Annotated in this window: 15 protein-coding genes and 1 pseudogene; 7 read left to right on the top strand and 9 right to left on the bottom strand. The window is 45.8% G+C overall.

Annotated elements, in window-relative coordinates; translation table 11 throughout:
* Positions 1 to 11: 11 nt before the first annotated feature.
* Positions 12 to 578 carry a TetR/AcrR family transcriptional regulator gene (locus MAMMFC1_RS06655; protein WP_126307550.1) on the bottom strand — a complete coding sequence of 189 codons (567 nt, stop codon included), beginning with the start codon at positions 576 to 578 and terminating at the stop codon, positions 12 to 14.
* Positions 579 to 989: 411 nt separating this feature from the next.
* Complete coding sequence (locus tag MAMMFC1_RS06650; protein WP_126307548.1) at positions 990 to 1,178, bottom strand: hypothetical protein; 189 nt, start codon at positions 1,176 to 1,178, stop codon at positions 990 to 992.
* 325 nt (positions 1,179 to 1,503) lie between these two features.
* Here MAMMFC1_RS06650 and MAMMFC1_RS21375 point away from each other — a divergent pair, with 325 nt between their 5' ends.
* Complete coding sequence (locus MAMMFC1_RS21375; RefSeq protein WP_158618671.1) at positions 1,504 to 1,641, top strand: hypothetical protein; 138 nt, start codon at positions 1,504 to 1,506, stop codon at positions 1,639 to 1,641.
* A gap of 563 nt (positions 1,642 to 2,204) precedes the next feature.
* Here MAMMFC1_RS21375 and htpX read toward each other — a convergent pair.
* Entirely contained in the window at positions 2,205 to 3,074 is an 870-nt protein-coding gene (htpX, locus tag MAMMFC1_RS06645; RefSeq protein WP_126307546.1) for a zinc metalloprotease HtpX, read from the bottom strand.
* Between the two features lie 550 nt (positions 3,075 to 3,624).
* On the opposite strand from htpX, the gene MAMMFC1_RS06640 reads away from it, so the two are divergent.
* Both MAMMFC1_RS06640 and MAMMFC1_RS06635 read left to right on the top strand, forming a co-directional pair.
* Positions 3,625 to 4,086: an Lrp/AsnC family transcriptional regulator gene (locus MAMMFC1_RS06640; protein WP_126307544.1), complete on the top strand. Its 462-nt coding sequence runs from the start codon at positions 3,625 to 3,627 to the stop codon at positions 4,084 to 4,086.
* Positions 4,087 to 4,090: 4 nt separating this feature from the next.
* Positions 4,091 to 4,705, top strand: a complete 615-nt coding sequence (locus MAMMFC1_RS06635) for a LysE family translocator (protein ID WP_126307542.1) — start codon at positions 4,091 to 4,093, stop codon at positions 4,703 to 4,705.
* A 96-nt stretch (positions 4,706 to 4,801) separates the two neighbouring features.
* Here MAMMFC1_RS06635 and MAMMFC1_RS06630 read toward each other — a convergent pair whose 3' ends face one another.
* Positions 4,802 to 5,221 carry a hypothetical protein gene (locus MAMMFC1_RS06630; protein ID WP_126307540.1) on the bottom strand — a complete coding sequence of 140 codons (420 nt, stop codon included), beginning with the start codon at positions 5,219 to 5,221 and terminating at the stop codon, positions 4,802 to 4,804.
* 165 nt (positions 5,222 to 5,386) lie between these two features.
* Positions 5,387 to 7,393: a TonB-dependent copper receptor gene (locus MAMMFC1_RS06625; protein WP_232035713.1), complete on the bottom strand. Its 2,007-nt coding sequence runs from the start codon at positions 7,391 to 7,393 to the stop codon at positions 5,387 to 5,389.
* Positions 7,394 to 7,931: 538 nt separating this feature from the next.
* Here MAMMFC1_RS06625 and MAMMFC1_RS06620 point away from each other — a divergent pair.
* The 3 genes from MAMMFC1_RS06620 (at position 7,932) to MAMMFC1_RS06610 (ending at position 9,928) form a co-directional block, all read left to right on the top strand.
* Positions 7,932 to 8,402, top strand: coding sequence for a rhodanese-like domain-containing protein (locus MAMMFC1_RS06620; RefSeq protein ID WP_126307536.1), 471 nt, complete (start codon positions 7,932 to 7,934; stop codon positions 8,400 to 8,402).
* A 204-nt stretch (positions 8,403 to 8,606) separates the two neighbouring features.
* A complete protein-coding gene (locus MAMMFC1_RS06615; protein WP_126307534.1) occupies positions 8,607 to 8,963 on the top strand; it encodes a hypothetical protein in 357 nt (118 codons plus the stop codon).
* Positions 8,964 to 9,085: 122 nt separating this feature from the next.
* Positions 9,086 to 9,928: a sensor histidine kinase gene (locus tag MAMMFC1_RS06610; RefSeq protein WP_126307532.1), complete on the top strand. Its 843-nt coding sequence runs from the start codon at positions 9,086 to 9,088 to the stop codon at positions 9,926 to 9,928.
* Positions 9,929 to 9,967: 39 nt separating this feature from the next.
* Here the strand turns inward: MAMMFC1_RS06610 and MAMMFC1_RS06605 are convergent, their stop codons facing one another.
* A complete protein-coding gene (locus MAMMFC1_RS06605; RefSeq protein WP_197723931.1) occupies positions 9,968 to 11,218 on the bottom strand; it encodes an MFS transporter in 1,251 nt (416 codons plus the stop codon).
* Positions 11,166 to 11,705 carry a Chromate resistance protein ChrB gene (locus MAMMFC1_RS06600; protein WP_126307530.1) on the bottom strand — a complete coding sequence of 180 codons (540 nt, stop codon included), beginning with the start codon at positions 11,703 to 11,705 and terminating at the stop codon, positions 11,166 to 11,168. The genes MAMMFC1_RS06605 and MAMMFC1_RS06600 overlap by 53 nt, the downstream gene beginning before the upstream one ends.
* 240 nt (positions 11,706 to 11,945) lie before the next feature.
* Here MAMMFC1_RS06600 and MAMMFC1_RS06595 point away from each other — a divergent pair.
* Positions 11,946 to 12,346: pseudogene (locus MAMMFC1_RS06595) on the top strand (SDR family NAD(P)-dependent oxidoreductase); the annotation flags it as partial.
* On the opposite strand, the gene MAMMFC1_RS06590 reads toward MAMMFC1_RS06595, so the two are convergent.
* Both MAMMFC1_RS06590 and MAMMFC1_RS06585 read right to left on the bottom strand, forming a co-directional pair.
* Positions 12,343 to 12,630 (bottom strand): Dabb family protein, encoded by a 288-nt coding sequence (locus tag MAMMFC1_RS06590; RefSeq protein ID WP_126307528.1) that lies wholly within the window; start codon positions 12,628 to 12,630, stop codon positions 12,343 to 12,345. The pseudogene MAMMFC1_RS06595 and the gene MAMMFC1_RS06590 sit on opposite strands and share 4 nt — an antisense overlap.
* 116 nt (positions 12,631 to 12,746) lie before the next feature.
* The gene (locus MAMMFC1_RS06585) at positions 12,747 to 13,877 is read right to left on the bottom strand and encodes a DNA alkylation repair protein (RefSeq protein ID WP_232035712.1); all 1,131 of its coding nucleotides are present in this window, start codon (positions 13,875 to 13,877) and stop codon (positions 12,747 to 12,749) included.
* Between the last annotated feature and the right edge of the window lie 106 nt (positions 13,878 to 13,983).

Raw genomic sequence — 13,983 nt, 5'->3', positions numbered from 1 at the left:
CGGTTTTCTCCCTATTCTAATGCCGGTTTTTCAGTCAAGACACCGTAAAGAAATATATCGGTCAGTGCCTGAAGCGCATCCGTAAAACTAATATTGTTTTCGGCCAGGAAGCCGTATTCCAGAAATTCACCCACCGCACTGCATAACATCTGCGCCGCCACCGCCGTGTTAATCCTGCGGATATGGCCGCCGGCTATCCCCTCTTCCAGTATCTTGGCCATTGCCTGGGTTCTTTCCCTGCGAAAACAGGTGATGCGCTCCCAATCCTCAGGCCGGTGCCGCTTAATATCCTCCAGGACCCAATCGTGTACTTTACCGAAGATTTTTGGTTCAACAGTGACGATAGCCGCTAGTTTACTGACAAAATCTTTGTTGCTGTTCATGATTTCAGCCTTTTGGTTTGCCATGTCAACTATGGCCGCATCCACAATACTGGCGATTAAATGATCCTTAGACTCAAAATACTGATACAAGGTTTTTTTACTGATTCCAAGACGGGCAGCAACAGCATCCACGGTAAATTTAACGCCTCGTTCATTCATCTCCTCGGCCGCAGTTTTGAGGATACGCTCTTTCATTTTCGTCCCCCCTTGCTACAATCCTTACTACAATGTTCTCCTGCCGGAAACTTATTTCGTTCCATTAGTTTCCCATTTTTTATATTACTTGATTTTGATTTCATTGACAATAAAAAGGCGTAAATATTAACATATTTTAACATAGGCCGCTAGTGGTCTGTAAACTCTAAAGCTATAGGATGAATTGCGAGAGATTTTTCGTCCTGCGAGGCGGAGGAGGCGCGCATATCGGGAATATGTAAGCCGACGACAACAAAGCAGGACGGGAAAGATCTCGCAAGAACACTATAGAATTAGGGTTTACAGACCACTAGGCAGGACCGGTCAGGTCGCCAGCCATAAAAAATTAAAAATGCCGGTGTTATTCCACCGACATAATAATTACCGGTATATCCTTCACTTTTTTGTTTTTCAGACTAATACATCCAATTTTTTATCCGGTTTATTTGCTGGATTTTTAATTGCCAATTCTCTGGCCAAAACATCTTTGAAACTCTCAGGCGCTCTTTTTTTCGTCCCATCGCCGCCGGGCTGATAGTCGCGTTTTTGAAAAGTCACCCGGCCAACTGGATAAACTGGCAAAATTTTAGTCACCGTCATTATCATCGCCGCCTCAATAGTTATCATCTTTAGTTATTATCAGTTATCATCAGTTATCTTTGGATAACTAAAAACTGACACACATCAATTCATTTCGTTGGGATACACTAAAAAACAGGAGGTGATAAATTTGAGCAAAAATGATGTACGTTGCGGAAAAGGATGTAAAACGAATAAAGCCTCTGTTGATTTTGGTAAAGAAATTTCCCCGCAACCTAAAAAAGACGAAAAGTGTAAGTAAATTTGTCAAGAGGATGGTTCAAAATTCCATTAATGTTTAATATATTCACCTTCCGGGAATACTAATTTTGGAGGTGAGTAATTTATGGGATTTAAGGATCTACCTGGCAGTTTAAGCAATAAAAACAAGAACCAATCCAATCAAACTACCACCACAAAAACTGTTCCAGCAAGCACCGAAAGACTTCCAAAGCAAGAATCTCTGACGACTACCAAAAAATAATCCATAGACTTTAGACTTTTCAACAGGGCGGCGTAAGCCGTCTTGTTGTTTTATACTTTGGACCAAGCCATACCAACCATACATGGTAAGGATATTTTAATTGTCCTGTCCTGAAAAAGATAAATCAGGTAATACGGTGTTTAAAAACATTATAAATAGATTTGCCTGTATATTTTTGTAAAAAGAAAGTATCAAAGAGAGATCAAAAATTGCTAAAAATTGCGTTAAAGCAACGCGGTTTTACAGAAAATCGCATTGTTTTCCTAATCGGTCTGCTTGTTACAATTTTTACGCAAGAAATATGCCAATTATATTTTTTTAATACCCCGATTAGCAATCCGTGAATATATAAGGCTTGTCCGGTCAGGCGGATAATCGGTGCTGGTTATCAGGCACAGTTGTTTAGCGAAAATGGACATATTGCGTACACGTAATCGTACACTTGATCACCATTCCTTTTGTATAGTAAATAACTTCAGCGTCCGGCGGCGGGTTGCCGGCAAATTAAAAAGACGCGAAGCATTTTCGGAAACGCTTCGCGTCGTCTTTCTTAATTTGCGAATCTACCGTACTTTGCGGGCCAGTTCTTCCAGCTTGGCGATGCGCTGCTCAGTGGCCGGGTGGGTGCTGAATAAGCTAACCATCCAGCTTCCCGCACCACTAAGCGGGTTAACAATAAACATATGGGACGTAGCCGGAGTGGCCTCAGGCATGGTTCTATGCTGAGCGTAGTACTCTATCTTTCGCAAGGCACTGGCTAATGCCAGCGGTTTTCCGGAGATAATACCGCCGGTTTCATCCGCTTCATACTCCCGGGAACGGGAAATACCAAGCTGAATAAGTGTTGCCGCCAACGGCGCCAGCACGACAAGAAACAGAAACTCGACAATACCGCCAATTCCACCGCCCTCTTCATTATCACTCCGGCCCATGCCAAAGATTGCACTCCACTGGGCTATATTGGCAATCATGGTTATAACGCCGGCAATAGTAGCTACAATGGTGCTTATCAGGGTATCGCGATTTTTGATATGCGACAGTTCATGGGCAACAACGCCTTCCAATTCCTCATAGGATAAAGCGCGCATAATTCCGGTAGTGACAGCCACTACACCGTGCTCCGGATCCCGCCCGGTTGCAAATGCGTTGGGAACGTCGGCATCCATGATGTATACCCTGGGCATCGGCATTTTAGCTTTCTGGGCAAGGCCGGAAACCATCCGGATAAGGTCGGGGGCGTCTTGAGGAGTAACCTCCCGGGCGCCATACATGCTGAGTACAATTTTATCACTGAACCAAAAGCTTGCAAAATTCATCACAATAGAAATCACAAACATCAACATCATGCCTTGAGTACCGCCGAACAAACTGCCAATAGCCATCAATAACCCCGTTAAAGCGGCTAACAAGATGGTTGTTTTCAAGGAATTCATTATAAAACACCTCCGAGTTATTTTCTCATTTTCTTTATGTTTCCTCTATAAGAATAAGATCTTCCTGGTTTGTCCACTTATATTACTTTCTACACCGGTATAATACGACCTCCTTACGTTATTTACGGTATTTATATTATCATTTATATTCTCTATATTATCATTTATATTATCAATATGAGTAAGTAACTGGATAAATTCTTCATTATTATTATTGGGATCAGAGAATTTAGACAGGTAATTTAGACAAAAATAAGACCTAGGTACGAACGTATTATCCATACCAAAGGTCTCGCTTATTGGCTAAGCCTGGGCCAACGGCAGTGCCAAGGGTGTGAACCCCGGTGTATGTTGACACTAACCTTTGCAAGCTACTCCCCTTCAGGGTGAAAATTTCAATTTTCCAATTTAATTCTATCTTAAATTCATTCAAACGTCAAGAGCCAGCCTTTATTTTTTTCGTTTATTTTATTTCTTTTGCTGCATAGGTTGTATTAGCTGCTAAATATTTGTATAATAAGCCTGTAAAGTTACGAAAGGAATTATTTTTATGCTAAATTCAATCGATTTGAAGCTTGTTGGCCATCTGATGAATTATGGCCGGACAACATGGGCGGAATTAGGCACCCTGTTAGACTTATCCGCCCCTGCCGCTGCCGAACGGGTTCGCAAACTGGAAGAAAAGGGAATCATTAAGGGATTTACTGCCATAATTGACCCGGAATCCGTGGGATATGGACTGTTGGCGCTAATAGCCGTTACACTGGAGCGATGCGAACACAAGGACGCGTTTCTGGCTAGAATCGGCATCATGCCGGAAATCCAGGAATGCCACCATGTCGCCGGCCAGGAAGATTATATTTTAAAGGTACGTTGCACCGGTACCCACGATCTGGAAAGAATCATCAGCAACGAAATCAAAATTTTCCCAGGAGCAAAAACGCGGACAACCATCATTCTCTCTACAATTAAGGAAACTCCCATTCTCCCGCTACCAACTGACAAAGGGTGAAAAAATGGAATTGCATATTTTTATCAAAGGTCTGATCCTTGGCTTCTCCATTGCCGCCCCGGTAGGTCCTATGGGGTTACTTTGTATCCGCAGAACCTTATTAAACGGAATGACCACCGGCTTCATCTCGGGCCTGGGAACGGCGACGGCAGATGCACTCTACGGCTGCATCGCCGCTTTCAGCCTTACGGTTGTTTCCACATTCCTGTTCGATCATCAGGAATTGTTACGTCTTACCGGCGGCCTGCTTTTACTTTACTTAGGATTCACCACTTTTATATCTAAGCCGGCGCCGGTGATAGACAATTCCGACAGCACCTGCATACTTCGCTCGTATACATCCGCCTTTTTTCTTACCCTGACCAATCCCTTGACCATCATGGTATTTGCAGCCATATTTGCCGGTTTAGGCCTGGGCAGCCCCAGGCAAGACCTCAGTCTCTCTGTTTTGCTGGTCGCCGGTGTATTTTCCGGGTCATCCATCTGGTGGTTGATCTTAAGCGGAACAACGGCGATGCTGCGAGCTCGCTTGAACCAGGCATGGGTAAAATGGATTAATTGGTTATCCGGGATGATCATTGCTGCTTTTGGCTTACTAAGTCTGCTCACTTTATTTTAGCTTGGTTCCCTCATTGCCGTCTTCTAACCAGGCTAAATATTAAACTGACGGGGCGGACCCATTATTTAGGGCCGCCCCGGTTATGATTCATTCCACCTAGGATGCGCAACTTCGCTTATATGAACATTTGAATCGGAGTTTTTTGGACGAAACTGATTTATCAGGAACCGTACTTACATTCTTCACTAAGAAACTGGCAGCACAGTTATTCTCGCTTTCCACGGCAAAAGTGAGTTGATCCGGGATCAGAATCAATTCACCTTTAGTAAGACGTCGAGCCACGTTGTGAATTGGCAGACGCAGTTGTATATTGCCATCTGTGACATAAAGCAAGCGGTAGCTGCTGGCCTCAGGCTTACCGGTCAGGCCACACAAATCTTTTATGCAATGAAGGCATAAATTTTCGCAGTTCAGGCATTTTTGGAGTTGAGCGTCTGATCTATTTTTTTTAGGCTCCAATATATTGACACTTTTATCCGTATGCCTTATTTTGCGGAAAAAAGGCATAACCGACAACTTCCCACCTCCTATTAAATTTTACAAAATTTAATATAATCATAACATAAATTAGAAAAAAAGTCTCGATTTCGGACTTAAGTGTCAAAAAAGTTTCCAATAATTTAAGAATATATTTACCGATTTATCTTGCATTACTGCCCGTTCCTGGAATGAGGGAATGAATTAATACTTATAGCTTGCTTTTACCCAGATGGTACGGCCAGGTTCGTTCACTCTGAAGGAAGAAGCGATGCCCAGCGCCGGGATAGAGGCCCCCGACCGGCTAATAAATTCGGCGTAATTTTTGTCAAAAATATTATCCACACCGGCTGCGACCGTAACCTCTTTACCGGCTTTATAGGCCACATTGGCCGAAAGAATGCCGAAGCCGCCGCTTGCGCCCAAATCGTAGCCAATTTCGCTGCCGCTGTTTAAATCATAACGGGTTTGCGCCTGAACGCCGCGCCACAGCAAGCCGGCTTCCACCTTCTCATGATTGTATTTGAGGCCCAGCGTTCCTTCCAGGGGGGGAATTTGGGCCAATGGTTTATGATCCGAATCATTATTGCCGTGTACATAGGCCAGGGAAGCCGTGGCCGTCCAGTTCTTATTCAGCGAGTAGGCCACATCGATTTCGCCGCCATACAGTGAGGCATCCACATTCTCCGCTGTCTTTGCCGAGCTATTGGCATTTTTGAATAGGATAAAGTCATTAATATCGGCATAAAACACCGCCAGGCTGGTATTCAGTTTGCCGGAACGGTAGATGAGCCCGGTGTCAAGCTGGGTGTTCTTCTCCGGGCTCAGGTAAAAATTGGTCCGCCGCTCCCAATAATCGGCCGGCCTTTGGGCATGACCAATGCCAATATAAGAGGTAACGGGTGCATTGGGATGATTATATTCATACCGCAGGAAAGCGCCGTAGGTCCGGTTATGATCTTCCGCCGCTGTTTTTTCATTCTTTACGTCCAGGCTGTCGATCCTGAGTCCGGCCAGCAACCGGCTGTTGTTATTTAATTGATGTTTAAATTCGCTGAATACTCCATAATTGGTGAAGGTTAGATCGCGGACCATGCCGGTACTGTAAACCGGAGTTCCCGTCATCGCCATGGCCATGCGGCTGGCATGCTCATTTTTTTGATAATCCAGTCCTATGGTTGCCGTGGTGGATTTGCCTAAAATTAAATCAGCCGCTAAACGCGCGCCGTTTGTCGTCCGGTCGACTTCCATGGCCATAGGCGTCATCCCGGCCGGCCGCAGCGAATAGTTGTCCATCACATGATCGACATAGTTGTGATATGCTTTGAATTCTAAATTGCTAATCACCGGCGACAGATTTTGCTTGCTGAATTTAAAGCTGTAATCATTGCGGTCGAACTGGGGGCCGTCCATGGATCTACCGCCGTAAGCCGCTTCGGCGTCACTGGTATCGGCCGTAAATTCATACAGGGTATTGGCGTCAGGCGTCCAGCCGAAAATGCCGGTCAGGCTCTGGCGGGTATAGAACGAATGAACCTTATTGCCGCTGCCGTCCGTATAGTCATCGGCATGTGACCTGGTTTTGATAATTCGCACATAGCCTTTGGCATCACCGGCGGTAACGTCCAGTAATTCATCATCGCGGCCCTTACTGCCGAAAAGTACGCTGCTGTTGACCCGGACGCCCGGCTGGTCAAACCGTTCCGTCTCCCGTTCAAACAATACCGTCCCGGCGACATTGCCGCCACCGTATTTTACCGTCTCCGGCCCTTTTAAAACGGTAATTTTGCTGTACGTTTCGGGAAAAACATAAGAGGTGGTTGGGTCCATCCGGCCGGGGCAGGCGCCAAACTGATAAGTGCCATCCAATAAAACATTAAGGCGCGTTCCTCCCAGTCCCCGGAAAACCGGATCACCACCGGTCCCTCCCTGCCGGACCACGGAAAACCCGGGAATACTTTTCAGATAGCCGCCGCCGTCAGCAGCCGGAACCGGCTGCCGGGGCGACCTGGGGTCGGTTTCCACCGTCAATGGGTCACTGACCGCCGGCGCGGTAACAACAACCTCATCCAGCGTAAATGCTGCTTTTTCCTCTTCCGCCGCCAAAGCCGGCTGAGTGTTGGCGGAGATTAGCAATAGGGAAGAAACAACCAGGGACCGTACTTTTTTCATCAAATCATCATCCTTATCATCAATTCTTTTCGCTGACAAAAGAGAATCGCGGCCTGAAAAGCAATAAAGGCCAGGTGTCCCTAAGAACAATCCTGGCCTTCAGTTTTACTAATCAGCCCATATTCAGTTATCCTATCCGTACTATTAATTATATCCTTTTACTTTGTGCTGAAATACTATCCTAAAGTACCATTCTGTCACCTGTAAGTACTAAAAATAGTTGCTTATCTCCTCCCCTTGTCAATATGTCCATTTGCGATCCGCTCCTTCATCCCGGGAATTACCGGCTGCCAAAGCCTAAAATAGTACTTTTGGACAGTCTCAATAGTACTTCAGGATAGTAGACATTACAAAGATATGGTTTTAATATAAATAACGTATAGTTGATTAGCAACGGCTAAAGGCTACAAGGGTCATACGACCTTTGTAGCCTTTATTGCTTTCCCGGCACGGGGCCCAAGTAACCCGGCGCTAAAAAAGTCAGGAATGATTTTATATTTTATATTTCACTAAGAAAGGAGGCTGCTGTTCTTTATCGGCAAATGCAGTAATTCCCACAAAATAAGGAGGTTTTGCAATGAAAACCCGTTTCCTGCTGGTACTAACACTGCTTTTGACTTTCACATTAATTCCGGCTTACGCTCAGGAAGAACCCGCCGCCGGTCATGCCGCCGGCGGACATGACGGCACTGCGTCGATTCACGCCAAAATTGACCAGCTGTTAAAATCGGTGCCTGGCAATCATTCTTTTATTGTCAGCCCGGAAAGCCAAACGGCCAATGATCTCCTGCTGGATGTGCGCGCGGCAGAAAGTTTCCAAAAATCGCCGGTCAAAGAGGCCTTGAATGTGCCGCTCACTGATTTACATGATCATCTAAAGGACTTGCCCAGGGACAAGCGCGTATTGGTCGTTGGCGACTCTACTGTGGACGGGGCGTATGCCGTCTTTGTTTTACGCTTGCATGGCATAGACGGCTGGCTGGTGAAAAGCAGCGAAGGGTCAGGCGGCTGCCCGATGGGGGGAGCTGATCATAAAAAGCATCATTAACATCATTAAAACATCATTAACATCATTAAAACATCATTAACAAACAGAATTAACAGACCTGACAGACGCGAACAATGCATAAAGAATGGCCGTGCGGCCATTCTTTATGTGTTTGTTCCACACCGGAATTTCATTATACCAGGAGTTAATTTTGATGGATATTGGATATTAAAACCAAACATCAACTATATGGAGGATTAGCAAATGAAAACATATTGCTTTACCGTATTGCTCATCGTTTTTATCCTGACAGACTTCTCCGCGGCCACTTTTGCCGCCAGCCAGGAGATCACCATTGTAAACGCCAGTGATTCTGACATTAATGAATTATCTGTTACGCCCGCAAACAGTACTGCGCCGGGACCAAACGCCTTAAAAGGGCAGGCATTATTAACCGGCCAAAGTGTGCGGATTGTCTTCCCCAATTATGACGCCGGCATTTCGCAATGGGATATCTGGGGGATTACCTGTTGTGGCGAAAAATTGAAATGGCAGCAACTCAATTTAACTGCAACGCACACGATCACCTTACGCGAAGGCGGCCTGGCCGAACTGAATTGATATCCTGCTTTTTTATCTATAAAAAATATTTGCCGCTCGATATGCCAATTGCTCCTATTGACAAATTAAATATTTATGATTACAGTCAGACTACAATAGGCTTTCCCGGCGGGAGGTTTGGCATGAATATTACTAGAATGAAATGGATCGCGGCCATCGTACCGGCCATCTGCATCGGCCTGTTTGAATTCGCCAGGCACGAATTCCTGGATGTTATTTCGATGGATTGGGGCAATGTTTTAGTAGCGGCATTGACTGGCGTAATTTTTATTGTGTTTTCTCACGGCATTTTCGCTTTGATGGAAAACCTGTACGGCAAGCTGCAGCAGGAAAAGCAAGAGACGGCGGTATTGCAGGAGCGGTACCGGATTGCCCGCAATTTACATGACAGTATCGCCCAGTCCTTATTTTTTATGAATGTGAAAATAATGGAAATTGAAACGGCCTGTAAAAATCGCCAGGAGCCCTGGGCGGCAATCAACGATTTGCGGGAAGCCATTCGTTTTGCCGATACCGAACTAAGGCAACATATTTTTGCCTTGCAAACCGTGGCAGCGGATGAGAATATCGATCTCATCGCCGCCATGCAGGATCATTTGCGCCAGTATGAAACGCAAACCGGCACCAAAGTCAATCTAGCTCTCGCTTGTGACAACGAAATTTCTTTTACCCCCTATGAACGCAAAAAACTGTTCCATATCTTCCAGGAATTATTATTCAACATCCGCAAGCATGCCGCCGCAACGCAGGTGAATGTCAGCTTAAGTGAAAATGACGAAGCCTTTACACTGACGATCGCCGACAACGGGAAAGGATTTGTGGCGGCGGAAAATCTCCGCCAAAAGAAATCTTTCGGTTATAAAATATTAGAACAGGATATCCAATCCATCGGCGCCGACCTCAGGCTCACCAGTATTCCCGGCACCGGAACCACTGTAACGGTTACAAAAAACAGTAAAAGGTAAGGTTTGGGAACAGCAGACCTGAGAGCTAAGCCTTTGTCTTTACGCGGGATGTTTCAGGTTACTTCGAAGCAATAAAAATACAAAGATCGCAATGATCTCGATGACTGCCACAAAACTAAAAATATAATGAACCGACATATCGTACAACAATCCCATGGCTGCACTGCCGACAAACCAGGCTGTACCGTAGAGCATGTTAAATATGCCGTAAGCAAAACCCCGGTTACCGATGGGAGTCATGTCGGCAATAGCTGCCCGCATAATCGTTTCGTGAATACTCATGACAACACCCCAGAGAACCGCCGCTGCCACCACCAGCACATAACTATCGGAAAAGCCTAAAAACGGGATAGCCACGGTCAATACAGGAATGGCAATGAGTGAAATCATTCCCTTTTTGTCGTAGGTCTTGCCGATAATCAGGGCTCCCACCGCATCCACAGCCATGGCCACTGCGTATAAAGTGGGAATCGCGGCTGCAGCAACCACTTCTTTGACCTGCCAGTGATACGATATCAGTTGAAAGTTGGCAAACCCCAGGACGCTTAAAAACGTAAATACCGCATACAGCCAGAACGCCTTGGAAAGCTTTTTATCCGCCGGCTGTTCTGCCGGCTTATGGACCACATCTTCTTCCAGCATGGCCGGATTGGGGACTTTTAGCCTGGTTGCCACCACGACAGCCACCGTCAGGATAGCCGGAATCCACATGATATGAAATCCGGTAGTATAATTCCCGTTAATGGCCAGGCCTGCCGCAAATAGCAACGGCCCAATGACTGCGCCCGTTTGGTCTAACGCTTCGTGAATGCCAAAACCTAAGCCGGTTCCGATCCGTTTGGTCGCATAGGAAAGCAGCGCATCTTTGGCCGGACTGCGTATGGCTTTGCCGATTCTCTCCAGCATAATAAAGATAACGGCGACTTGCCAATTCCCGGCTATCGCCAGCAGCGGGACGGCAATCAGCATGCCGTAACCTAAGATGGTAATCAACCAGTATTGGCCTGTCCGGTCAACAAAATAACCGGATACCAGCCGTAAAAAATAACCGAGAAATTCTCCAATCCCCGTGATCAGCCCGATTACGGCGGCGCTTGCGCCTAAAAAACCCAGATAGGGTCCATAAATGCTGCGCGCTCCTTCATACGTAATATCGCCGAGGGCGCTTACGACACCAAACAGCAGGATAAACTGCACCGCCAGTTTCTTTTTGTCAGCGGCATTCATTAATTTGGGTTCAGCCATTACCGGCATCACCATCCCTTTCGTACACCTTGTCGCTAAATTCATTGAGCAATACCGAGCACTTTGCCAGCGCCTCGATAATCGTCTGTTTGAACTCGCAATGAAAAAAATCTTTTTTCTCAATTTTTTTCAACCAGTTATTCAGTTTTTCCAGTTCCTGTTCATTCTCTTCCAACTCGGCAAAGATAAAGTTCTCCGCCTGGGTTTCCCGTTCCATCTCCTCGAAAAAATCACGGCATTTGCTTAATAGTTCCCGATAATCCGTCTCTCTTTCCCGGTTGAAATTTGCAATGTATTTTTGATTATCTTCCTCGCTTGGGATATCGGTAGTACAAAAGACAGCCGACCCGCCATTAGCCTTAACATATTCCACCAGTGCTTTGAACTCCTCCGCCGATTGATCGTTCCGGGGCAGCACCCAGATGGACTGGAGAACATTCAACGCCCCTATTGACTTGAGCTTCCGCCAGACAGCCATCCTGTTTTTTTGCGGCTCGCGCGGCATTTGATAGATAAAGGTATTCCAGATCATAGATCCTCTCTTTTTAAATGTAATACCGGTTACTTGTAATACTGGTAACACAATTATATGCGTACCTTGTAATCTTTGTCAATATATTGATTGCACCAAGCATTGAAACGTTAATAAGGCTGTCTTGCTCGTCCTAACATATACTTTCTTTTATAATTCCAGCCAATGCCCATCGGCTTTATCAGGAGTTGGAACAATATTCAATTGAGACCTGGATTAATAATGCGGGATTAGGAAATGCTGATTAATATTTCCTCCCGGGGCGGCTATGTAATAGTACCCAACGTCATTACTTATTGTGCCGCCAAATTCTACGTAAGCGCCTTCACCGAAGGGCTGGCGCATGGGTTAAAGGCGGAACGAGCCGAACTAAAGGCTAAGGTACTGGCTCCGGCCGCTACACAGACAGAGTTTGGCAAAGTTGCCAACGATGTACCGGAATATGATTATGACAAGAGTTTTGGCCACTACCATACCAGTACGGAGATGGCGGATTTTCTGATGGCGCTTTACACAGCGATCAGACGGTGGGCGCCGTTGACTGGGAAACATTTGCATTTACTTTGCGAGCGCCGGTATTGAATTACGCCGGCGGTTCACTGCACAATCAAAAAGGAATCAAAGTGAAGAGGAGAAATTAAGATTCGTAACATACGACAGCGCTGCTTTCCAGTACACTTGCGATGTATTTGGCGACTTCGACATGAACGGGATGAATAATATAAGCCTCTAAATCTTCCAGTGAATCATATTGGGCGCTCATCAGGAGGTCATAGGACGATGCCCCCTGGCGTATATTGGCTTCCACTTTCAAATCCCGCAAAAATTCAATTTTTCCCTGCATACTAAGCAGCACATCCCGCGCCTTGGCGATAGTTTCACTACTCCTATCCTTAAATTTAAGCATTTGCGTATTCGTAATCATTTTTTCTCTCCTTGTGTATAGATTTTGCCCATTAGGGATATTTCTTCACTTTGTTCCTAAGATTATTTACAAACCCTTTATTCTTTTTAAGGGGTATCCCGATAATTAAGATTGGTTCAATCTAATACTTGTGGGATTTTGAGTTTCAGTACTGTATAAGCGACTTCTTGCCCGTTGACTAAAAGCACAATCCGATGGTTCCCGGGATAATGCCGGCGAGTTGTCATATCCGACCAGTTATGAGTCCGTGTCCCGGCAATATTGCTACCGCCGGCTACTGTTTTATCAGACAACAGGAATGATTTACGCGATGTCTGTCCCCTTGCCTTAATGAAATCGATCCCATATTCAATACGAATATGCACCGGTTCGCCCTCCCGTATTTCCAGGCTGTATTGAAGCTCACAGCTTTCGCCCAGTGTTAGCACAACGGGTTGTGCCGATAAGGAAGCGCGAGTGATAAACCGGAATTCATCTGTTGGACTCGTGTAACCGAATAGTTTCATAGCTTCGGGATTTGCTCTGCGGATCAATGTGCGGCAACCCTGCCGTATAATCCAGTCCGTGCCGGGGTTTTTACCTATCCAGCGACGTACCGTTTCCAGTACAAGCGAAGGATTATCTTTGGCAATATCGTTGAGGTTGTTGGCAACACTTTTGCGCACATACAGCGAGGGATCTGCTTTTAAAAGTTCTAAAATGGACAATACCGGTTCAGGATTCTTCTTAAACATAGGCAGCGCTTCTCCCCAGGGAAGCCGGGGCCGGCATCCCTCGCTGGCCAACCGCCGGATATGCTCATTCGGATGCTCCGCCCATAGGGTCATTTGGCCCATTGCCCGTTCCGGATTGGATAGGATAAACGGCCTAATAGCAAATTCCGAGGATGATTTCTGGGTAAAGTTCTCCAGCGCGGTCATGGAAAGTTCCCAATGCTTTTCCGCCCGGCCGTATACGGCCACAAAATCCGGAAAGAACAGATAGGGAAAACCTACACAGGTATCGGCAATTGCCAATAAAATGTCCAGTGCGGTTTCGTAACGGCTTGGCAAAAAAGTCCCCAGCCTTTCGGAAATTCGCCGCGTCCGTGCTTTAAGGGGAAGCTCCTCCCAGGTTTCATTCATAACAGAAGCAATAAATGCCGCAGTATCAAAAATGCCATAAACAGCCAGGACCTTCTTGCCAAAGCCCAACAAGAAATTTTCGGTATAGATGTTTTTCAATAATTCCGCCGACTTCACCGCCACCTTCCCAAATAATATACGGAATAAAATTCATATTCCTCCGCTTTATCACCAGCATTATTATACACCATATCTGACAAAACACCGTATCATTTAATGCATTTAGGTC

Origin of the sequence: Methylomusa anaerophila (genome assembly GCF_003966895.1) — a bacterium.
GTDB classification, from domain to species: Bacteria; Bacillota; Negativicutes; order Sporomusales; family Sporomusaceae; genus Methylomusa; species Methylomusa anaerophila.
The sequence above is the reverse complement of the archived record's forward strand: the minus strand, read 5'-3'. Positions and strand labels throughout refer to the sequence as shown.